The sequence below is a fragment of the Sulfuriferula sp. AH1 genome (genome assembly GCF_002162035.1).
Classification (GTDB): Bacteria; Pseudomonadota; Gammaproteobacteria; order Burkholderiales; family Sulfuriferulaceae; genus Sulfuriferula.
In genome coordinates, this window is record NZ_CP021138.1 from 1,922,369 (window position 1) to 1,944,726 (window position 22,358).

At 57.7% G+C, this 22,358-nt stretch carries 18 protein-coding genes; 6 read left to right on the forward strand and 12 right to left on the reverse strand.

Annotation, left to right across the window (positions count from 1 at the left end; translation table 11 throughout):
- Positions 1–7 precede the first annotated feature (7 nt).
- Positions 8–2,881 carry a ribonucleoside-diphosphate reductase subunit alpha gene (locus CAP31_RS09795; protein WP_087447364.1) on the reverse strand — a complete coding sequence of 958 codons (2,874 nt, stop codon included), beginning with the start codon at positions 2,879–2,881 and terminating at the stop codon, positions 8–10.
- A gap of 333 nt (positions 2,882–3,214) precedes the next feature.
- On the opposite strand from CAP31_RS09795, the gene purU reads away from it, so the two are divergent.
- Positions 3,215–4,075, forward strand: a complete 861-nt coding sequence (purU, locus tag CAP31_RS09800) for a formyltetrahydrofolate deformylase (protein ID WP_087447365.1) — start codon at positions 3,215–3,217, stop codon at positions 4,073–4,075.
- Positions 4,076–4,168: 93 nt separating this feature from the next.
- Here the strand turns inward: purU and CAP31_RS09805 are convergent, their stop codons facing one another.
- The 5 genes from CAP31_RS09805 to CAP31_RS09825 form a co-directional block, all read right to left on the reverse strand.
- Positions 4,169–4,495 carry a hypothetical protein gene (locus CAP31_RS09805; protein ID WP_157662729.1) on the reverse strand — a complete coding sequence of 109 codons (327 nt, stop codon included), beginning with the start codon at positions 4,493–4,495 and terminating at the stop codon, positions 4,169–4,171.
- A gap of 17 nt (positions 4,496–4,512) precedes the next feature.
- On the reverse strand, positions 4,513–4,725 hold the full coding sequence (locus CAP31_RS09810) for a hypothetical protein (protein ID WP_087447367.1): 213 nt from the start codon (positions 4,723–4,725) through the stop codon (positions 4,513–4,515).
- Between the two features lie 149 nt (positions 4,726–4,874).
- Positions 4,875–5,465: a DUF3501 family protein gene (locus tag CAP31_RS09815; RefSeq protein WP_087447368.1), complete on the reverse strand. Its 591-nt coding sequence runs from the start codon at positions 5,463–5,465 to the stop codon at positions 4,875–4,877.
- Between the two features lie 3 nt (positions 5,466–5,468).
- Entirely contained in the window at positions 5,469–6,803 is a 1,335-nt protein-coding gene (locus tag CAP31_RS09820; RefSeq protein WP_087447369.1) for a (Fe-S)-binding protein, read from the reverse strand.
- Between the two features lie 89 nt (positions 6,804–6,892).
- Positions 6,893–7,312 carry a rubrerythrin family protein gene (locus tag CAP31_RS09825; protein WP_087447370.1) on the reverse strand — a complete coding sequence of 140 codons (420 nt, stop codon included), beginning with the start codon at positions 7,310–7,312 and terminating at the stop codon, positions 6,893–6,895.
- 360 nt (positions 7,313–7,672) lie between these two features.
- Between CAP31_RS09825 and CAP31_RS09830 the strand changes: the two genes are divergently transcribed.
- The 4 genes from CAP31_RS09830 to CAP31_RS09845 all read left to right on the forward strand — a co-directional run bounded on the left by CAP31_RS09830 (position 7,673) and on the right by CAP31_RS09845 (position 13,952).
- The gene (locus CAP31_RS09830) at positions 7,673–9,244 is read left to right on the forward strand and encodes a glucan biosynthesis protein G (RefSeq protein WP_087447371.1); all 1,572 of its coding nucleotides are present in this window, start codon (positions 7,673–7,675) and stop codon (positions 9,242–9,244) included.
- Positions 9,217–11,724 carry a glucans biosynthesis glucosyltransferase MdoH gene (mdoH, locus tag CAP31_RS09835; protein ID WP_087447372.1) on the forward strand — a complete coding sequence of 836 codons (2,508 nt, stop codon included), beginning with the start codon at positions 9,217–9,219 and terminating at the stop codon, positions 11,722–11,724. The genes CAP31_RS09830 and mdoH overlap by 28 nt, the downstream gene beginning before the upstream one ends.
- Before the next feature lie 21 nt (positions 11,725–11,745).
- A complete protein-coding gene (locus CAP31_RS09840) occupies positions 11,746–13,332 on the forward strand; it encodes a glucan biosynthesis protein (RefSeq protein ID WP_087447373.1) in 1,587 nt (528 codons plus the stop codon).
- A gap of 86 nt (positions 13,333–13,418) precedes the next feature.
- Positions 13,419–13,952 carry a MarR family winged helix-turn-helix transcriptional regulator gene (locus CAP31_RS09845; RefSeq protein WP_223247245.1) on the forward strand — a complete coding sequence of 178 codons (534 nt, stop codon included), beginning with the start codon at positions 13,419–13,421 and terminating at the stop codon, positions 13,950–13,952.
- A gap of 17 nt (positions 13,953–13,969) precedes the next feature.
- On the opposite strand, the gene CAP31_RS09850 is transcribed toward CAP31_RS09845, so the two are convergent.
- Together CAP31_RS09850 and CAP31_RS09855 are read right to left on the reverse strand one after the other, a co-directional pair.
- Complete coding sequence (locus tag CAP31_RS09850) at positions 13,970–14,839, reverse strand: mechanosensitive ion channel family protein (protein WP_087447374.1); 870 nt, start codon at positions 14,837–14,839, stop codon at positions 13,970–13,972.
- A gap of 14 nt (positions 14,840–14,853) precedes the next feature.
- Entirely contained in the window at positions 14,854–15,819 is a 966-nt protein-coding gene (locus tag CAP31_RS09855; RefSeq protein ID WP_369802395.1) for a carbohydrate kinase, read from the reverse strand.
- A 223-nt stretch (positions 15,820–16,042) separates the two neighbouring features.
- On the opposite strand from CAP31_RS09855, the gene CAP31_RS09860 reads away from it, so the two are divergent.
- Positions 16,043–16,390, forward strand: coding sequence for a hypothetical protein (locus tag CAP31_RS09860; protein ID WP_087447375.1), 348 nt, complete (start codon positions 16,043–16,045; stop codon positions 16,388–16,390).
- A gap of 75 nt (positions 16,391–16,465) precedes the next feature.
- Here CAP31_RS09860 and CAP31_RS09865 read toward each other — a convergent pair whose 3' ends face one another.
- From CAP31_RS09865 to CAP31_RS09880, 4 genes are all read right to left on the reverse strand, one after another.
- Positions 16,466–17,731, reverse strand: a complete 1,266-nt coding sequence (locus tag CAP31_RS09865) for a TolC family protein (protein WP_087447376.1) — start codon at positions 17,729–17,731, stop codon at positions 16,466–16,468.
- Entirely contained in the window at positions 17,732–20,797 is a 3,066-nt protein-coding gene (locus tag CAP31_RS09870) for an efflux RND transporter permease subunit (RefSeq protein WP_087447377.1), read from the reverse strand.
- A 1-nt stretch (position 20,798) separates the two neighbouring features.
- Complete coding sequence (locus CAP31_RS09875; RefSeq protein WP_087447378.1) at positions 20,799–21,887, reverse strand: efflux RND transporter periplasmic adaptor subunit; 1,089 nt, start codon at positions 21,885–21,887, stop codon at positions 20,799–20,801.
- A gap of 61 nt (positions 21,888–21,948) precedes the next feature.
- Positions 21,949–22,353 carry a hypothetical protein gene (locus CAP31_RS09880; RefSeq protein ID WP_157662730.1) on the reverse strand — a complete coding sequence of 135 codons (405 nt, stop codon included), beginning with the start codon at positions 22,351–22,353 and terminating at the stop codon, positions 21,949–21,951.
- Positions 22,354–22,358: the final 5 nt, after the last annotated feature.

Sequence of the window (22,358 nt, forward strand, 5' to 3'; positions counted from 1 at the left end):
ATTTTATTTACTGGCAGGATTCGCAGGTCGGGTCGTCAATCGCGCAGAATTTGACTTCCGTTGCCGGGGCCGCAGCCGCGATGCTCACCATTGCCGGTGCACCGGAACTGACTGCGTTGAGCTCGCCGCCCTTGCCGGTGGATTTCTCGGCGCTGGTGGCACCCAGGGTGCGCAGGTAGTAGGTGGTTTTCAGTCCGCGCAACCAGGCCAGCTTGTAGGTTTCATCCAGTTTCTTGCCGGATGCGCCTGCCATGTAAATATTCAGGCTCTGCGCCTGATCGATCCATTTCTGGCGGCGGGCAGCGCATTCGACCAGCCACTGCGTATCCATCTCGAACGCGGTCGCGTACAGCGTGCGCAGTTCGGCAGGAATGCGGTCGATCTTCGCCAGCGAACCGTCAAAGTACTTGATATCTCCGACCATGACTTCGTCCCATAGTTTCAGTGCCTTGAGGTCGCGCACCAGATATTCGTTGGTCATCGTGAACTCGCCGGACAGGTTCGATTTGACGTAGATGTTCTGATACGCCGGCTCGATACTGGCGGACACGCCGACGATGTTGGAAATGGTCGCGGTCGGCGCGATCGCTACGCAGTTGGAGTTACGCATGCCGTGCTGCTTGATTTGCGCGCGCAGTGCGTCCCAGTCCAGTGTGCTGGACTGATCGACTTCCAGATAGCCGCCTCGTTGCTGGCCCAGCAGCTTGAGCGAATCGTGCGGCAGGATACCCTGGCTCCACAACGAGCCTTCGAAGCTTGAGTAACGGCCACGCTCGGCGGCAAGCTCGGTCGATGCCCAGTAAGCGTAGTAGCACACGGCTTCCATCGAGCGGTCGGCGAATTCCACTGCGGCTTGGGACGCGTACGGTACGCGCATGGCGTGCAGGCTGTCCTGGAAGCCCATGATGCCAAGGCCGACCGGACGGTGCTTGAGGTTGGAGTTGCGCGCCTTGCCGACAGCGTAGAAGTTGACGTCAACCACGTTATCCAGCATGCGCATTGCGATCCGGATGGTGCGCTGCAATTTTTCCATGTTCAGCTTCTTGCCGCCCTGACCGTCATCCTGCAAGTGCGCGACCAGATTGACCGAGCCCAGGTTGCACACGGCAATCTCGGTGTCGGAGGTATTCAGCGTGATCTCGGTGCACAGGTTGGAGCTGTGCACGACGCCGACGTGCTGCTGCGGGCTGCGGATGTTGCATGGGTCCTTGAAGGTGATCCATGGATGACCTGTTTCGAACAGCATGCTCAGCATCTTGCGCCACAGCTGGGTCGCCGGGATGCGCTTGAAGTACTTGATTTCACCGCTGTCGGCTTTGGCTTCGTAACGGGTATAAGCGATTTCGAACGCCTGACCGTAAAGGTCGTGCAGATCGATCACATCGGACGGGCTGAACAGGGTCCATTCGCCGTTTTCCATGACGCGCTTCATGAACAGGTCGGGAATCCAATTGGCGGTATTCATGTCGTGGGTACGACGGCGGTCGTCACCGGTGTTCTTGCGCAGTTCGAGGAATTCCTCGATGTCGAGGTGCCAGGTTTCCAGATAGGCGCATACCGCACCTTTGCGCTTGCCGCCCTGGTTCACCGCGACAGCGGTATCGTTTACCACCTTGAGGAACGGCACGACGCCTTGCGATTTGCCGTTGGTGCCCTTGATGCGCGCGCCCAGCGCACGTACCGGGGTCCAGTCGTTGCCGAGGCCGCCTGCGTATTTCTGCAGCATGGCGTTTTCCTTGATGGCCTGATAGATGCCGTCGAGGTCGTCGGACACGGTGGTCAGGTAGCACGACGACAGCTGGCTGTGGCGCGTGCCGGCATTGAACAATGTCGGCGTGGAACTCATGAAATCGAAGTTGGACAATACGGTATAGAACTCGATGGCGCGGGCTTCGCGGTCGATCTCGTTCAGTGCCAGCCCCATTGCGACGCGCATGAAGAACGCCTGCGGCAGTTCGATGCGGGTTTCTTCGATATGCAGGAAATAACGGTCGTACAGCGTTTGCAGGCCCAGATAGCCGAAATTGAAATCGCGGCTGGCATCCAGCGCGTTGCCCAGCTTGACCAGATCGAATTGCGCCAGACGTGCGTCGAGCAATTCGGCGTCGATGCCTTTCTTGATGTAAGCCGCGAAATATTCCGGATACAGACCGGCCATTTCCGCTTGCGTCGCGCTGCGTCCGAGCACTTCGTGACGGATGGAGTTGAGCAGCAGGCGGGCAGTCACGAAGGCATAATCGGGGTCCTGCTCGATGCCGGCACGCGCAGCCAGAATCAGCGCCTTCTCCACTTCTGCCATCGGCACGCCATCGTACAGGTCGCGTACCACGGCTTGCAGGATTCCCTCCGCGTTCACTTCCCCGCTCAGGCCTTCGCACGCAGTCAGCACCAGCGCCTGCAATGCAGCCATGTCCAGCGGCTTGCGTTCGCCGTTGTCGAGCACATAGATCGCGGATTCGGCAATGCCTTCGTCGCGATGCGCGGCACGTTCCTGATTGCGCTTTTCCCGGTACAGCACATACGCCCGTGCAACTTCATGCTCGCCCGAACGCATCAGCGCCAGTTCGACCTGATCCTGGATATCTTCGATATGGCAGGTGCCGCCATGCGGCTGGCGGCGCATCAATGCCTGCACCACGCCCTGAGTGAGCTGATCGACCATCTCGCGGATGCGCGCTGAAGCCGCCGCCTGACCACCATGCACTGCAATGAACGCCTTGGTCATGGCAATCGCGATCTTGGACGGTTCAAAGCCTACCACCGTGCCATTACGTCGGATGATCTTGTAATCATTCAACACGGTCTGGCTATTCGGCTCAGCCAAAGCATCAAAGCGCGGGGGCACGTTGGTTTCGGTGTTAGCGGCGGTTACAGTTTGCATGGGATGGTCTCCTGGAGTCCTTTGATTATATGGGGATAGCCACGGTTATTCACAAGATATGCACAGCTTATTTTACAAGATATGCACAACATCTAGTGATTTATCAGCTATCGACCCACTAATTGTAGTAATACCCGTACACAACGGCAAGTACTATTTGCGTATTTTTTTACATTGATTTTGAAATGCTTAGAAATCAATTAAATAGCACTGTGTTTACGAAAATCCATGAGGTATCGTTATAATATCGGACAGGATGTTGCATCAACCGGTGCGCACAAATTTAACGGCAAGCGAATCCCTACTACGCCCAAGCTAAACCAGGAGCCCATGATGTCAACCAAAGCCACGGCCATTCTTTTGATCAGCTGCCCTGACCAGAAAGGGCTGGTCGCAGCCATTGCCGACTTTCTCTACCAGCATAACGCCAACATCCTCCACGCCGACCAGCATCAGGACGCCGAACTCGGACTGTTCTTAATGCGCGTAGAGTGGGATCTGGCCGGATTCGACATGGACTTGCTGGATTTCGATGCTGCATTCAGGCCGATTGCCGAGCGTTTTCAGATGCACTGGCGGCTGGCACATTCCGGACATCGCCCGCGCATGGCGATATTCGTCTCGCGCTACGACCATTGCCTGGCCGACCTGCTCTACCGCTATCAGGCCGGTGAACTCAATTGCGACATTCCCATCATTCTCAGCAATCATCTGGATACACAATGGCTGGCGGAAGCCTATCGCATTCCGTTCCAGCATATCGCCATCCACAAGGATGCCAAAGCCGAGGCCGAAGCTACGCAACTGGCGATACTGCGCCACCATCGCGTCGATTTCATCGTGCTGGCGCGCTACATGCAGGTGCTATCACCGAATTTCATCCGCCATTACCCGAATCGCATCATCAATATCCACCACTCGTTCCTGCCGGCATTTCATGGCGCAAAACCCTATCATCGCGCCTATGAACGCGGCGTAAAACTGATCGGCGCCACCAGCCATTACGTCACCGAGGTGCTGGACGACGGCCCGATCATCGAACAGGATGTCGCCCGCATCTCGCACCGCGACGATCTCGACGACCTCATCCGCCGCGGTGCCGACCTGGAGAAGATCGTGCTCTCGCGCGCCGTGCGCTGGCATATCGAAAACCGCGTGCTGCTGTATGCCAACAAGACGGTGGTATTCGATTAAGCTGAAAATCGGGTGTTACGGCTGATGCCGTGGGCGGGATTATCCGGAATGTTGCGACGGCAGGAGAAAACGCCGTTTCTCCTGCCGGATGAATTACACGCTGATGTTGATGACGCTGCCGACCGGCTCGCCGGGAATCGGACGGTTCTGAAAACTGAATTGGCTGTTGCTTGCCGCCTGAGCCTCCTGCAACGGGTTGGGTCCCACTGGGGACGGCGACTCCAAGCGGGCTTTGAGCGAATTGATCTGATCCGATATGGTCTGAGCCTTGGCCTGACCTTCGGCGGTGTTCGCCGTCGAGCAATTGACGCAATCGGACAACTGCTGATGCAAACGGGCAAGCTGGGAATCCAGCCCGATCTGGACAATGCCTGAACTCGAAACGCCGCCTGCCACAGATAATCCTGTTGTCGATATCATTTGTTCACCTCCAATATCTATGCGCTGATATTGATGATGCTGCCGACCGTCGCCCCGGGAGTGGGGTTGTTCCCGGAAGCAGGCTGAACCTGGCTCGCCTGCTGCGCAGCCTGAGCCTGCGCAGCCTGTTTGGTATCGTTATCGCGTTTTGCCTGGGTAGCCTGACTGTAAGCCTTGAGCGCATCTGCGCTACTGGCCTGGCTGGATGTATTTCCGCTTGTTACCTGCATGTCAAATCCCCTTTAATTCAAGTTGAAGCACAGGCGGCAATCATGCCGCCAGCTATCCTCATACTTGTTTATCGGCAGCAAATTTAACTTCTTGAGGCGATTATCAAAGAAAAAACGAAATTTATTTCGCATCAGTCAGGCAAACCGGTTTACAAGCCTGATTCGAAATCCTCGCATAACGCCGCCCGTACTGCGTCCGCCAACGGATCGATAACGGCCTGACAGTGCGGATGATCGACCCCAACGCCCAGCGCAGCACCCGCCTTGAGCGCTGCTATCATCGGCGCAGTGAACTCGAAGCGCAGGAAATGTACGGCGGCGGTCTTTTCTGCATTCTCGCGTTCGATATCCTCATCGGCGATCGCAAATACCGGCTCGAATCCGGCCACCCGCATCCAGACACGGTCTTCGATACCCTTTAACAACGCCAGCATCTTCTTGCGCTGGGCATCGTCCGCATATTCGATCTGCATCGTGGCTTTCAGGTTGCTGCCATCCGGCACCAGCGGCGCAAAGCTGTCGAACTCGTGGCGGATGCCGTCTTCCTCGAATATCTTCTCGACGCGCAGCATTTCCTGTATCTGGTAATGGATCAGCAGCGCGTTTTCAAAAATCAGCACGACATGCTCATTGAGAAACACGCGGCGCAGCTTTTTCGCTGCCATCACCTGCTCACGCATCGCAGGCCGCGCCTTGGCGTAAGCTTCCAGGGTCAACAGGGATTCTCGGGTGAATGACATGATCTACTCCAATCCGTAAGCGATGCGTAACAAGGTCAGCGGGTGCTGTTTTCGGGCGTGGCCGGCACTGCCGCTCTCGGTCATGCCCTGCAAAATGTGTCTGCCGGCAATCGCGCAATCCGAGCTCACGTAATCCGGTTCGTCCTTGGCCATGGCCTTGAACACCGGCTTGCCGATCTTCATCGACAGCGCGTAATACTCCTTTTTCACGCCCCAGGTGCCGTCATGGCCGGAGCAGCGTTCGACCGTATTCACCGTCGCGCCGGTCAGCCTGAGCATTTCTTCGGTCTTGCGCCCGACGTTCTGCACTCGCGAATGGCACGGGATGTGATACGACACTTTGCCCAATGGCTGCTTGAAATCGGTTTTCAGCAAGCCGTCCTTGTGACGCTGCACGAAATATTCGAACGGGTCGAACATCGCGGCAGCCACCGCCTGCACATCGGCATCGTCGGGAAACATCAGCCGCAGCTCGCTCTTGAACATCAGCGTGCACGACGGCACCGGGGTCAGGATGGCGTAGCCGGTGCGAGCCAGCTCGGCCAGACTCGGAATGTTGACGTCCTTCAGCTTCTCCACGCTATCGAGATCGCCCAGCTCGAGCTTGGGCATGCCGCAACAGGCTTCCTTTTCCACCAGCCGCCAGGGAACGGCATTGTGCTCCAGCAGCTTCACCAGATCGTGGCCGATGCCGGGCTCGTTGTAATTGACATAGCAGGTGGAAAAAATCGCGACCTTGCCGGGCGTGCGCTCGCCGTCGGTGATCTGCTGTGCGGACGACATGCCCGCGGTTTTGCGGAAATGCGCACTGTCGTATTCAGGCAGCCAGCGCTCCTTCTTCACCCCCAGCACGGCTTCCATCGCGCCGCGCGCCGCACTGCTCTTGTTGACAGCGTTCACGACCTGCACCACGACGGGAATACTGGCCAGCCTGCCGACCAGATCGGTCGATGTCAGCAAACGGTCACGAAAGCTGGCCTCCCCCGCCTTGAATTTGATGGCCTTGGCACGCAGCATGGTATGCGGGAAATCGAGATTCCATGGATGCGGCGGCACATAGGGGCACTTGGTCATGTAGCAGACGTCGCACAGATAGCACTGGTCGACCACGCTACCGTATTTTTCCTTGGGCACACCGGCAACTTCGTCGTCGCCAGCGGCATCAATCAGATCGAACAGGGTCGGAAAGGCATTGCACAGCGACACACAGCGGCGGCAACCGTGACAAATCTCAAACACGCGCTCCAGTTCCTGCTCGCAGGCGGCTGCGTCATAAAACTGCGGGTTTTTCCAGTCCAGAGGATGCCGGGTTGGCGCTTCAAGATTGCCTTCACGCATAGTATTTTTCTTTCATTGTCATAATGGAAATCGGCAGTCCGGCGAGGCGACGGCAAGCCGCCGCCCGCTTTCACCCTTGGCTGCTACGTTTAGCCGTTCAGCGCATCCAGCGTTTTCTGGAACTTGTTGGCATGCGAACGTTCGGCCTTCGCCAGCGTTTCAAACCAGTCGGCGATTTCATCGAAACCTTCTTCGCGTGCCGTCTTGGCCATACCCGGATACATGTCGGTGTATTCGTGAGTCTCGCCGGCGACGGCGGTTTTCAGATTGGCATCGGTTGCACCGAAAGGCAGGCCGGTAGCCGGATCGCCGCAAGTTTCCAGATATTCCAGATGACCGTGGGCATGACCGGTTTCGCCTTCTGCCGTATTGCGGAACACCGCAGCCACATCGGCATAGCCCTCGATATCAGCCTTGTTCGCGAAATACAGGTAGCGACGGTTGGCCTGGGATTCGCCGGCAAAAGCGGCTTTCAGACTTTCTTCGGTTTTTGAACCTTTGAGTTGCATGGTGTTTTTCCTCCTCAGTGAATGAACTTACATGACAGGTATATCCGCCGGAATCTATCGGCAGGCGACATCACCCGGATTCACTTTAGTTCGCTTGTGCCATAGATACCAATTGATTTTTTGCATGGACTTGATAGCCATTGGCTATCAAAGCAGCCATCCCAATCCGGGACTTGCCTCAAATTTAAAGGACCGTCCCCAATTATCGGAGAAAAGCAAATTTTTATGTAAGACAATTTCTGTATTCATACTGCCAAAATTACTGGAACTTTCTGGGGCCTGACGAACTCAGAAAGGAAGCACTAACAGATATCCGGCTAAATTGCACCAGTGCGCAGACAACAACAAGCGAGGTAAAATTTGTTTCTCCTTCTATCAAACCATACATCTTTAACGTTCCCATCGTTTGCCATTTCATGGCGGGCCTCATGGTTTGCATGCAACGCCGGCCTTCTGTTCAGCCTCCTCGCCCATCCTGCTGCGGCATTCGATTTAAAACAGGTATCGGAGCGCGCACGCCAGCTTGCGAACGCGCCATTCAAACAGCCCCAGGTCAATCTGCCGCAAGAAGTAAAAGACCTCGACTACACGCATTTCCAGCAGATCAATTACAAACCCGAACGCATCCTCTGGCGCAACAGCGGTACCCGTTTCGATCTCGACTTCTTTCCCGAAGGCTGGCATTTCAATCTGCCCGTCAAAATCAATGAGGTCACCAGCCAGGGCGTGCACGAGATTCGTTACGATCCGAAGAACTTCAACTACGGTAGCAACAAAATCAATCCGGATAATTTGCGCAATCTCGGTTTTTCCGGTTTTCGGGTGCACTATCCGATCAACGTAGCGAATCGCCAGGATGAGATCGTGGCATTTCTGGGTGCCAGCTACTTTCGTGCGCTGGGTAAAGGCCAGCGCTACGGGCTATCAGCCAGAGGGCTGGCGATCGACACCGCAATGGGCAGCGGCGAAGAGTTCCCCCGCTTTGTGGAGTTCTGGCTGGTTAAACCCGAACCTTCGGCCACAAATCTGATTATCTACGGCTTGCTCGACTCGCCGCGTGTCACCGGCGCCTACCGTTTTGTGGTGAAACCGGGGGTATCCACCACGATGGAGGTCAATGCCCAGCTTTATTTCCGCGACAAGGTCGGCAAGTTGGGCATGGCCCCGCTGACCAGCATGTTCTTTTTCAGACCAGGCCAGCACCCCAACAACGACGATTACCGCCCGGCAGTGCATGATTCGAGTGGCCTGTCGGTACACATGAACACCGGTGAATGGCTGTGGCGTCCTTTGTCCAATCCCAAGCGCCTGCTGGTAACATCTTTCTCTGCAACCGATCCGATCGGATTCGGCCTGATGCAGCGCCATCGCGCGTTCGCCGATTACGAATCCCCATCCCATCGCTATGAGCTGCGCCCAAGTGTCTGGGTCGAACCGATCGGCAAATGGGGCACGGGACGCATCGAGCTGGTGCAGATCCCGACCACGGATGAAACCAACGACAACATCGTCGCCTACTGGGTGCCGGACAAGTCACCTCTGCCAGCCAAGGAGCCGTTCAGTTTCAACTACCGAGTATGGTGGCAAAAAGACCAGGAGACCCGTCCGCCCGGATTGTATGTCGCACAGACGCTGCAGGGCCGAGGCTATACGCACAACCCCGACGACAGCATTTCGCTGGCGGTCGATTTCGTAAGCGGTGACGCTGATCAGGTCACGCCCGACAACAAACCCGATGCACAGGTATCCGTAGACGCCAATGCAAAACTGCTGGAACAGACCTTGCTTTATAACGAAGCCACCAACGGCTGGCGGCTAAACTTGCGCTTGCAACGGCTCGACACCGGCAAACCGGTGGAAATGCGCGCATCTTTACATAATGGAAATAAGGAGGTATCTGAAACATGGAGCTACATCCTGCCACCCGATTGAAAAATAATTTTCCCTACGGGGCCTTGTGCGAACTCTATCTGGACCGATTGCCCCTCAGCCCGGAGCGCCGGGAGGCGATATTGACGCAACTGGCTGCACAGAATGCAGCCAGTCCGCGCGAAGCGATCACGGCCTTGCACGCTGCACTCGCCGGTCCGCAGCAGACAATCGATCCTGACAACCCGGCTGCGGCTTCGATCGGGGCGCGACTGGCGCTGGACGGCAAGGCGCCGGTGGCTGAGACACCCCTGATCTGGCGCCCAGCCTCAAGCCAGGCAGGCTTGCCGATCCGACCGCTCTTGCAGCGCACCACGATGGCACCACTGAATTGGCCGCCACGCTTCAGTTTCAACCTGTTCAAATCCAGTAATACCGGCCCGGGACAGGATTATTGCCCTGCCAATGCGCTGGCGGACGACAACGGGCTTGCCACCGGCAGCTGGCAGCAGGCCGGAACCCGGCGCCGTCTGGTGCTGCTGATGATGACCGTCGTCATCACTTATTTCACCACCACCGCGATGGAAGCCGTCTTGCCCTATCACGGTCGGCAATCGCTGGAAATCGCGATCCTGGTGCTGTTTGCGATATTGTCGGCCTGGGTCACACTGGGCTTCTGGACGGCGCTGGTAGGTTTCATCGTGCAACTCACCGGCGGCGACCGTCATATCATCTCTGCGCATTCGGCGGCGAATACGCCTATCGGCGAGCAAACGCGCACGGCGATCATCATGCCGATCTGCAACGAGAACGTACAGCGCGTGTTCGCCGGGCTGCGTGCCACTTATGAATCGCTGGCGCGCACCGGTGAGCTGACGCATTTCGATTTCTTCATCCTCAGCGACAGCAACGACCCCGACAATCGGGTGGCCGAGGTCGCTGCCTGGCGTGCCTTGTGCGAGGACGTGAATGGCTTCGGCCGCGTGTTTTATCGCTGGCGCCAGCACCGCATCAAGCGCAAAAGCGGCAATGTGGCCGATTTCTGCCGGCGCTGGGGCAGCCAGTACCAATACATGATCGTACTCGATGCCGACAGCATCATGAGCGGCAAGAGCCTCACCGGCCTGGTGCGCCTGATGGAAGCCAATCCGGGCGCCGGCATCATCCAATCCGCACCGCAGGTAGCCGGACGCGATACGTTTTATGCCCGCATGCAGCAGTTTGCGAGCCGGGTCTACGGCCCGATTTTTGTCGCCGGCCTGCATTACTGGCAGCTCGGCGAATCGCACTACTGGGGACATAACGCCATCCTGCGCATCGAGCCATTTATGCGCCATTGCGCGCTCGGCAGGCTGTCCGGCAAGGGTCCGCTGTCCGGCGAGATCCTGTCGCATGACTTCGTCGAAGCGGCATTGATGCGTCGCGCCGGCTGGACGGTGTGGATCGCCTACGACTTGCCCGGCAGCTATGAAGAAGTGCCGCCCAATCTGGTCGACGAACTGAAGCGCGATCGCCGCTGGTGTCAGGGCAACATGATGAATTTCCGCCTGTTCCTCGCGGATGGACTGCATCCGGCGCACCGGGCGGTGTTCATGACCGGCGTGGCCGCATACGTGTCGGCGCCGCTATGGTTCCTGTTCCTGCTGCTGTCCACCGCCCAGCTGGCGGTGCACGTGCTGGTGGAGCCGGATTATTTCACGCAGCCGTTCCAGTTGTTTCCGATCTGGCCACAATGGAATCCGGAACGTGCGATGGCGCTGTTCGGCGCGACCGCCGCGCTGCTGTTTTTACCCAAGATCCTCAGCGTCGTTCTGATCTGGATCAGAGACGCCAAAAGCTTCGGCGGGTGGTTCCGGCTCGGCGTCAGCATGGTCATCGAAGCGATTTTTTCCGCACTGCTGGCGCCCATACGCATGCTGTTCCATACCGGTTTCGTGATGAACACGCTGCTGGGGCGCGGCATAAAATGGAAATCGCCGGCGCGGGAAAATGCCGAGACCACCTGGAGTGAGGCGCTGCGCCGTCACGGCTGGCACACCTTGTTAGGGCTGGTCTGGGCTGCAGGCGTGTATTGGTTAAGGCCATCCTATCTGCTGTGGTTATCCCCGATCGTGGGCTCGCTGATCCTCTCTATCCCGATCTCGGTGCTATCGAGTCGCGTATCTTTCGGGCAATGGCTGCGAAAACTGCGCCTGTTCCTCATCCCGGAGGAGCTCAACCCGCCGGAGGTGTTGACCAGCACTTACAAACTTGCTGCAGTGCCGGCTGATGCGTCGGGCTTTATCGATGCCGTAGTGCATCCGGCAACCAATGCCCTGCTCTGTGCGGCAGGCGCACCCCGTTGCGGCGAGACGCCCATTACCCGAACGCACCGCAAATGGGTGGATGAAGCATTGGCAGGCGGTTTTGGCGTGCTCTCTGCAAATCAGAAAATGCATCTGCTCAACGATACCAACGCTTTATCGCGTCTGCATTTCGAAGTGTGGACTGCGGCCGCGGCACATCCTGACTGGATGGCGGCAGCGGCTCAAAACAAGAATTAACGGAACTCAGGATTAAAATCTATGCATCGACGCGACTTTCTCAAGACCTTGTCCCTTTTCGGCTTGCCGAGCTCTTTGCTGTTTCACCGGGATGCTACTGCTACTGCCCGCAGTCAGCTGAAGCATATCCACGAGAAACAGGCTTTCGACTACGCCATGCTCAAGGGCGAGGCCCGTGCTCTGGCCGGGCATCCTTATCGCCCGCCCCGCGAAGCGCTGCCCAAAAGCCTGCAACAGCTAAACTGGGACCAGTTCCAGGCGATTCACTACCGCCCCGACCATGCCTTGTGGGCCAAGCAGAAGCTGCGCTTCGAAACGCGGTTTTTCCACATGGGCTGGTCTTTCAAGACCCCGGTGCAGATGTACGAGCTGGACAACGGCCAGGCTCAGGAAATCGCCTATGACCCGGCCATGTTCGATTACGGCAAAAGCGGTCTGAACGGCACGCAACTACCCCACGATCTCGGCTTTGCCGGCTTCCAGCTGTTTTACCACACGGATTACCAGCGCGACATCGCCGCCTTTCTCGGCGCAAGCTACTTCCGCGCAGTCGGCGCAGAAATGCAGTACGGCTTGTCGGCGCGCGGATTAGCGATAGACAGCGGCATGGCGCGGGCGGAAGAATTCCCGCGTTTCACCGCTTTCTGGTTCGAGCGTCCGAAAGCGGAATCGGATCAGGTCACCATTTACGCGCTGCTCGATTCGCCCAGCATCACCGGAGCTTATCGCTTCGTCATCGACCTCACGCAGCAAGTGGTGATGGACGTCGATACGGCGCTCTATCCGCGCAAAACCATCGAACGGCTGGGGATCGCTCCGCTTACCAGCATGTTTCTGTACGGCGAGAACGACAATCGCCTCAACAACGACTGGCGGCCGGAGATCCACGACTCCGACGGCCTGGCAATATGGCGCGGCAACGGCGAATGGATATGGCGGCCACTCACCAATCCGGCCAGCCTTCGCTTCAATGCCTATACGGACGACAGCCCGCGCGGCTTCGGTCTGATCCAGCGCGACCGCGTGTTCGACCACTACCAGGACGACGGTGCCTTCTACGAACGCCGTCCGAGCCTGTGGGTCGAGCCGCGCGGCAACTGGGGCAAAGGCTCCATCCAGCTGATCGAGCTTTCCACGCCGGACGAAACCGCGGACAACATCGTCGCTTTCTGGAACCCGGACAAGCCGCCGCAACCGGGGCAGGAACTGCTGTTTTCCTACCGCCTGCACTGGGGCGCGAAACCGCCGGTGACTTCGCCCTTGGCCAAGGTCGTCGCAACCCGCACCGGGCTTGGCGGCATCGTCGGCCAGAAGCGCAAATATTTCTCCTGGCGCTTCGTAGTCGACTTTACCGGTGGCAATCTCGGCATGCTGGGCAAAGACAGCAAAGTCGAGCCGGTCATCACCGCCTCGCGCGGTACGGTAGAGATCACCTCGGTACGTCCTTTGGCCTCGGTAAACGGGCTGCGCGCGATGTTCGACCTCAGGCCCGACGACACTTCGACGGCACCGATCAACCTGCGGCTGTATCTGCGTCTGGACGGCCAGCCACTGAGTGAGACCTGGCTGTATCAGTGGACGCCGCCGAAAGTACGCCCGGAAATCTGATATATACGACCCTTGCTGACACCCCGTTCCCGAAACGAATTTTTTCGCCATAATGCTGCTTGTGGATGGATCAAATCAGGCTAAACTTGCGCATTGAAAATTTTCGCGTGGCCTGCGATAGTCACAGCCAGCAAAGGAATGTCATGGCGGGTAACAAGGACAGCAGCACTGCGCAATCGACATTGCGCAAATTCCGCACGATATTCAGTGCGGTAAGACAGCATACGCAGTGGGTGGAAGCGCAATGCGGCATCAGCGGCGCTCAATTATGGGTGCTCTACGAACTGGCGGCTCAGCCCGGAATGCGCGTGTCGGAGCTCGCTAATGCACTGGCGATAAAACGCTCGACTGCCAGCAACCTGCTCGACAAGATCGCACAGCGCGGGCTGATCCGCAGGGAGCGCGGCTCCCCCGATCAGCGTGCAGTGCATCTGTATCTGACCGATGCCGGAGTTGCCGTCATGACAAAGGCGCCGCAACCGGCGCAGGGAATACTTATCGATTCGCTCAGCCGACTGTCTCCCGATGAGCTGGCAGCACTGGATCAGGATCTGTCGAAACTGATGGACCTCATGGGGCTTACCGACAGTGCCGGCATGGAACCTGTGGCGGGAACCTGAAACAGGTGGTTCGCACTTCAATCCTCTGTTTCGATCGGCTTCCGGTTTCCCGGAAACACTGTCAGATGAGGGAAGGGTATCTCGATGCCCTGCTTGTCAAAAGCGTATTTCATGCGCCGCAGAAACTCGCGGCGCACATCCCATTGCGCCAGCGGCTGAACCTTGAAGCGGCAACGCAGTACCACGGCTGAGTCGGCCCATTTATCCACGCCCGCGATTTCGAGGTCTTCCATGATCCTGTCGCCAAAGATCGGATCGGTACGCATGTTCGCCCCGACTTCGCGCATGATGTCGAGGATGCTGTCTATGTCTTCGCGATATGCGATATTTACATCGACGACCGCAAAGGCGAACTGCCGGCTCATGTTGGTTACCGTCGTGATCGTGCCGTTGGGGATATAATGGACATTGCCGTCATAGTCCCGCAGCCGCACGTAGCGCAGCGTGACTTCCTCCACCAGCCCGCCCTTGCCGCCCGCTTCAACCACATCGCCCTGACTGATCTGGTTTTCCAGTAACAGGAAGAATCCATTGAAATAATCCTTGATCAGACTTTGTGCACCAAAGCCGACCGCTACACCAACTACCCCCGCCGTGGCAAGTATCGGTGCGATGGAAATACCGAATTCGGAAAGCACGAGCGAGCCGGCGACAACCGATATCACCGCCGAAGCAATGTAGCGGAATACCCGCCCCAGCGTCTCCAGGCGTTTGATGTTTTCCACGTCATGAGTGCGTCCGCTCATATAGAGGCGGAACATGCGGATTAGCCGGCTGGCGAGCCGCATCAGTATGGCGGCCAGCACCAGAATCAATACCACATGCAGCAGCGACTGCATGAAATCGGCATATTCCTTCAAGCCTACGCTGTTGAATATCGCGTGCATCGATCACCTCCGATCTATCCTTTATTCAAACCCCAAGCCTTGCGAAAAGGCGCATAGAATGCATCGCTCGGAGGAATGGCGCCGCGTATGCCGCAGAGCGCACGGGCAAAACGGTCGGCGCGCAGCAGTATCTGTTCAGGGCTCCAGTTTTTAAACAGACCAAGAATGAAAACCGAGGTAAAACCGTCACCTGCGCCGACCGTATCCTTGACCGGAATATCCTCGCCGGCAGGCAGACTGATAATATTGCCCTCGTCATCCAGCAACCAGGCGCCCTCTTTGCCGCATGTAACCAGGACGTTACTCAGATGAAACTGTGCCAGCAATACCGCAGCCTGTTGCACCTCGTCCCTCGCGCCCAGCCGCAACAGGCGCACGATCTGGGCCAGCTCCTCACTGTTAAGCTTGAGGATGTCGGCCTGTGCCAGGGAACGCTTCAGCGTGGTCACGTCATACCAGGGTGCCCGCAGATTGATATCCAGCATGCGCGGCACGGCTACGCTCCTCAGTAACGAACCGAGTGCGCGGCGCGATATCAGATGACGCTGCGCCAGGGTGCCGAAATAAACCAGCTCAGGCTGCACAGCCAACGCAACCATGTGAGTCACGCTGGCATGGATATAATCGTAAGCCTGTTCCGACAATATCTCGAAGCGGTGGCCGCCGTTTTCCATATGCACCTGAACCTGCCCGGTGGGATGAACCGGATCGGACTGCACGCCCAGTGTATCCATGCCCAGGCCGGTCATGGTCGCGATCAGGTCGTCGCGCAAGACGTCGTTACCGGTGCGGGTGATCAGCACCGGGTGCAGACCAAACGCCTGCAAATGGCGCGCGACATTAAAGGGAGCACCGCCGAGCACCCGACGGTCAGGAAATACGTCGGCCAGAACTTCACCGAACAAAGCCACGGTGCCCGTACGCTTGTCCGGCATGAGCGAATGTGGGTGTTGAGCCGACTGCAGTGATGATTCAAGCATGTCCGGGTAGCCCCTCGACTGGTATTCCGCAATTGTCTTTGAGTAAAATATAGTTTCTCACAAAACTATATGCCGAATCAAATCATCAAAAGTGGAGATGAGCTGATTTATAAATCGGATTGGCCGTATTGCCGTTATTTATGAAGCAGCGGTTTTTCGATACTGTCGCAGGGTTGACGCTGAGCCGTGTCATTAATAACAACCAATCGCAGGTTACACAAAAATGAATCCGCAAAAATTATTCCCGGCTACCGTCATGCCGGATCGGGACTGGTGGCACGCTTTGTGGCCCAACCCTGACAACGTCGTCAAGGCGTTGCATATCGGTGCCGGAATGACAGTGATCGATCTCGGCTACGGCGACGGTTATTTCACCGCAGCCATCGTCAACTGGCATCCGCTACCACGGGAAACGACACCGGTACTGGGACAACCGCGCGGCCCGCGCACGGAATTGCGCCTGTCCGCAGAGCAGACACAGCAAGCGGTAGAGCCGGCGGGCTTGCGGCTGGAAACGCTGGTTGAACTGCCGCCGTATCATTACGGTGCGATTTTCAGGAAAACAGCATAAAAAACGGGCCACAGTCATCTAAACAAACTATGGCCCGTCCTGATTTGCAAATTAACGCCGTTTCTGTATCAGCCCCTATTTCACCGCATCATGCCCTTCTTCATCCGCATCGATCGGCCACAACGCGTGTGTGTCCAGCAACAGACGATAACGGGCCTGTGCTGCCGCCAGCCGGCTGTTGATCGCGTTCAGCTCGGCATCCTGAGCCAGGCGCCGGGCATTGAGCAAATCGCTCAGCCCGCTCTCGCCCAGCTGGTAGGCACGGCCCATCAGATCGGCCTGTTTGCGCATAGCGTCACTGGCAGTCTCGCTGGCTTGCCAGGCGATGTAAGCGGATTGAGTAGCCAGCCAAGTGTTCGCAGTCTCGGTCTGGATTTTGGTGCGCACGCCCTGTTCACGCTCGACGGCTACCAGCTGATTCGCCGCCGCCATCTGCTGACTGGCCTTGCGCCCGCCGCCAGGCAGCGGAATGGTAAGGCTCACGCCGACCACTTTCTCTTCACCGCCGCGCTCATCGGCAAAACGCACGCCGACACTGGGATCCGGGATGCGATCTGCTTCGCTGCGCGACAACATCAGACCGTATCGCCGGGTGTCGGCATGAGCAATGGCCAGCTCGTGGTTATGTTGCATGGTACGCTGCTGCCATACGTCAAGACCGTCGGTCACCGGCACAGGTTGCGGCAGTATCGGATTCTCGGGAATGCTGATTGCCGGATAGCGGCGACTAAGCTCGTTACGCGCGGTAGCAAGACGCAACTCGGCCTCGGCCAGCTGCGCCTGCGCCTGCGACAGCGCCGCTTCGGCCTGTAGCTGGTCGAGCCTGGCGGCATCGCCGGCCTTGACGCGTTTTTGCACGATACGCATCTGCTCAGTCAGACCATCGATCTGCGCGTGCCACTGCCGGGTCTGATAGAACTCGCGCAGCCAGTTAAACCAGCTGGCAAGCAACATGCGCCCGGATTCATGCAGCGCATCGCCCAGCATATAGTGTGCCTGCACCACGCCCTGCTCGCCCAGTTCGTTATCTATGCGCGACTTGCTGGGCAGCCGCAACGCTCGCTCCAGACTGACATCCCATTCGTGATAACGGTTATCCGGCACCATGGTACGGCGTTGCTGGGAATTGAGGCGAACGCTGGTTTCATAGCCACCGGCACGCAAACGGTCGCGATTGGCGGCTTCGACACCCAGATTCGCCGTGGCCGCTCGCACCGTTGGGGTGTTATTCAAAGCGGTGGAGACAGCTGACAGCGGCGGCAGATCGGGCGGACTCAGATAGCTGTCCGCATATACCGGTGCTGCGAATAACGAGGCGATCAATACGATTAATTTTTTCATTTACGCCTCCTGTGGGGCAACGCCAAAGCGGCGATACAATATGGGTAGCAACACCAGCGTCAGCAGCGTGGACGTGACCAGACCGCCGATCACCACGATGGCCAGCGGTTTCTGGATTTCGGAGCCGGGACCGCTGGCAAAGACCAGCGGCAGCAGACCGAACGCCGCAATCATCGCAGTCATCAGCACCGGACGCAGCCGCCGTTTCGCCCCCTCTACCACCACCTCCTGCAAGGGCATGCCTTCCATCAGCAGGTAATTGAAGTAACTCACCAGCACCACGCCGTTAAGCACGGCAATACCCAGCAGAGCGATAAATCCGACCGATGCCGGTACCGACATGTACTCGCCGGACAGCCACAACGCAAACACCCCGCCGATCAGCGCGAACGGCACATTGGTCAGCACCAGCAAGGCCTGACGCACCGAACCGAAAGTAGTGAACAGCAGCAGAAAGATCATGCCCAGCGCAATCGGCACCACGATGGACAGGCGTTTGGCCGCGCGCTGCTGATTCTCGAACTGACCGCCCCACACCATGCTGTAGGCGGCGGGCAATTTGACCTTGGCCGAGACCACCTGCTTGGCCTGCTCCACAAAGCCGACCAGATCCCGTCCGTGCACGTTGGCTTGCACCACCACGTAGCGCCGCGCGTTTTCCCTGTCGATCTTGACCGGACCATCCACCCGGCGCAAATGCGCCACTTCACTCAATGGAATAGTGCGCCCGTCAGGCAGGCTGATGCGCATCGCCGCGAATACCGCCGGCGAAGTACGCACATCATCCGCGCCACGCAGCACCAATGGCGTACGTCGCACACCTTCCAGCACGACGCCCAAAGGCTTGCCTTCGATCTGCACGCGCAAGTCGTTCTGGATGTCATCGGCATTCAGCCCAAAGCGGCCAGCCGCCAGCCTGTCCACTTCGACTTGCAGGAATTGCACACCTTCATTCTTCACCGTGATCACGTCCTGGGCACCGGGTATGGTTTTGAGCACGCCCTCCACCTCAATCGCCAGACGATTCAGCTCAGATAGGTCAGTACCGAAAATCTTCACCGCCAGATCGCCACGCACACCGGTCAACATCTCCGATACACGCATTTCTATCGGCTGCGTGAACGCGATGGTAATACCGGGAAAATCCTGCATCACTGTACGCAACTGGTCGATCAGCCAGTCTTTATCCGGCTTGCGCCACTGATCGCGCGGCTTGAGCACAAGGAAGGTATCCGTTTCATTCAACCCCATCGGGTCCAGACCCAACTCATCCGAACCGCTACGTGCGACTACCCCCTTGACTTCAGGCACCCGCGCCATAATGGCCCGTTGCACACGCAGATCGATATCAACTGAATTTTCCAGGCTGATGGATGGCAATTTCATCAATTGCAGAATGATGTCGCCTTCATCCATCACCGGCATAAAGGTTTTGCCGATCAGCGTATACACGCCGACCGTTGCCGCCAATGCCAGCAATGCCACACTGACCACGATGCGCACATGGGACAGTGACCAGTTCAACACTGGCTGATAAATCGCCATCGCCTTGCGTACCAGCCACGGATCGCTATGCGCGCCCTGGCGCAGCAGCCAGGATGACAGTACCGGTACCACGGTCAGCGACAACAGCAAAGACCCTGCCAGCGCAAAGATGATGGTGAGCGCAACCGGGATGAATAGTTTGCCTTCCAGCCCTTGCAGCGTGAGCAACGGGAAAAATACGACGATGATAATGACCACGCCCGATGCCACCGGCGTAATCACTTCACGCACTGCGTGATAAATCAGCCTTAATTTGTCGCCTTCCTTGTCATGCGCCAGATGGGTAACGATATTCTCCACTACCACCACTGCCGCATCGACCAGCATACCGATGGCAATGGCCAGACCGCCCAGACTCATCAAGTTGGCCGACATGCCAAACTGGCGCATCATAATGAACGTAAACAACGCTGCCAGCGGCAACACCAGCGCCACCAATATCGCCGCCCTGATGTTACCCAGGAACAGCACCAGCAATACCACCACCAGCACGATCGCCTCTGCCAGCGCTTCAGATACCGTACCTATCGCCCGCTCGACCAGACTGCCGCGATTGTAAAATACACGGGTATGTACGCCCTTGGGCAAGGTTTTATCGATTTCGGCCAGTTTGGTTTGCACGCTCTCCACCACTTGCCGCGCATTGGCACCCTTCAAGCCCAAGACCAGGCCTTCGACCGCTTCGCCGCGCCCGTTTTTGGTCACCGCCCCATACCTCGTCAGGCTGCCGATTTGCACGGTTGCCACTTCACCGACACGAACGGGTATGCCGTCGCGATTGCCGACCACGATACTGCGCACGTCGTCCAGCGTTTTGATTGCACCTTCCACCCGCACCACCAGCACTTCTTCACCGGCGCGCAGGCGGCCAGCACCGTCGTTGCGGTTATTCATTTCCAGCGCGCGCTGCAGGTCGCTCAACTGCACGCCGCGCGCGGCCAGTTGCGCATTATTGGGTACGACTTCAAAGGTACGCACCATACCGCCCAGCGTATTCACATCCGCCACACCAGGGAGCGTGCGTAATTGCGGGCGTATCACCCAATCCAGCAAGGAACGCCGTTCTTCCAGCGACAAACCGCCACCTTCGACGGTGAACATGAACATCTCGCCCAAAGGCGTGGTAATCGGCGCCAGACCACCGGAACTGCCTTGCGGCAAATTGGCCTGCGCATTCGCCAGCCGTTCGGCAACCTGCTGCCGCGCCCAGTAGATGTCGGTACCTTCTTCAAAATCGATGGTAATATCGGCCAGTGCATACTTGGAAATGGAACGCAGGATACGCTGCCTGGGTATGCCCAGCATCTCCGTCTCTATCGGCGCCACAATGCGCGCCTCGACTTCTTCCGGAGTCATCCCCGGCGCTTTCATAATTAATTTAACCTGCGTACTCGACACATCGGGGAAAGCATCGATCGGCAGTTGCTGAAAAGCCATCCAGCCCGCACCAATCAACATTACCGTGAATATCAATACCAGCAGCCGCTTGGACAGCGAAATTTCGACGAGTTTATTCAGCATGTCACTCCCCACCCTCTCCGCCCATACCGGTCCATACCGCCTTGATTTGCGCTACACCCTGCATGGCAATCACATCGCCTGGCTTGAGGCTGCCGACAACACGGGCGACCCTCGCAGTTTGCGACAGCACCTGCACTGCCACCGGATGGAATCCGCGTGCATCGCGCACAAATACAAAAGCCTTGCTTTGCTGATAGGCCAACGCAGTCACTGGGACTTGCCAGTCACCACTGGCTTTGCGCATCAACTTGGCCTCCACCGCTTGCCCGCTGACCAGGCCATCCAACTCACCATCAATCTGTGCACGAACCAGTACCGTTTGCGCCAGTTGTGCGGATTGCCCGACCGAGAGCACACGACCGCTTGCCTTGCGTCCGGTCACACTCACTGCATCACCCACCCGGATCGCTGCGGCATCGCTGCCCGGCACCTGTATCTCCAGCCACAGCGGCTTCATTTGCGCGATTTTGAATAAGGCGGTAGCTGCATCGACACGCTGACCGGCAACGGCATTCACTTCCAGCACCACGCCCGTCATCGGCGCGACCAGATGCAGCTCGGCGGTATTCGCCTGACCGCGCTCCATTTGCGCAATGGTCGCCGCCGGCACCCCGAGCATGCGCAGTGACTGGCGCTGCTGGACCAGCATCGCGTTTGCGCTCAGATATGTGGCCCGCGTCGCCTGCTGGCGTGATTGTGGAATGATGCCGTCAGCCAGCAGCTGGTCATCACGCTGCAACTGCCCGCGCGCCAGCTGCGCCTGGGCGGCAGCCTGTACCAGCCCGCCTTGCGCCTCTGCCAGACCCGGACTGGCTAGTGTTGCCAGAGTCTGGGCCGCCTTGACCTGGGTATTGCTTGTCACCCATACCCGGTTCACCAGGCCCATCATCGGCGCCGCAACGATGCGTTGCTGGGTTGGCGGCACCACTACCGTTGCCGGATATCCCAGGCTGGCTTGCTCGCCGGATGCCGCTAGCGGCATGGTATGGATACCCAGAGTCTGTATCTGTTTGGGGGTAAAACTTAAATTGTCAGCGGCGTGCGCCGACATCGCCGCGCATAAGGCGGCAACAAAGATAGAACGGTGCATGAGATTTCCTCCACTCGAAATAGAACGCAAATCTGCAAACGGCAAAAGCCGGCAGATGCACTTAATTTATACGAGTTGTTATAGGTGGAGCGAGCGACAAGGGTCGCAAGTAAGATGGTGAAGCAAAGACGCCCGACAATGCAGGAAAATCCGCAATAATCAATTGCGTAGAGGGTATCAGCGCTACCAGGATACGGCTAATCAGCGCCGTCATGTCAACCACGCCAAGATCAAACTCATTTTTACCGACGGATTCCATGCCTATGGCATCTTCATCGGCCAGATGTTTTTTGAGCTGGTACACACCCGTATCGACCGGGGTATCGGCCACATCGACTTCCAGAGTATGGAAATGAATCTTGCCGGGCATCGACAGATCATGGACATGGGCGTGCAACAGCGGCGCAATGCTTTGCAGCAGCGCCAGGCACATCACCAGCACGATATTTTTCCAGGACCTAATCATCTGCT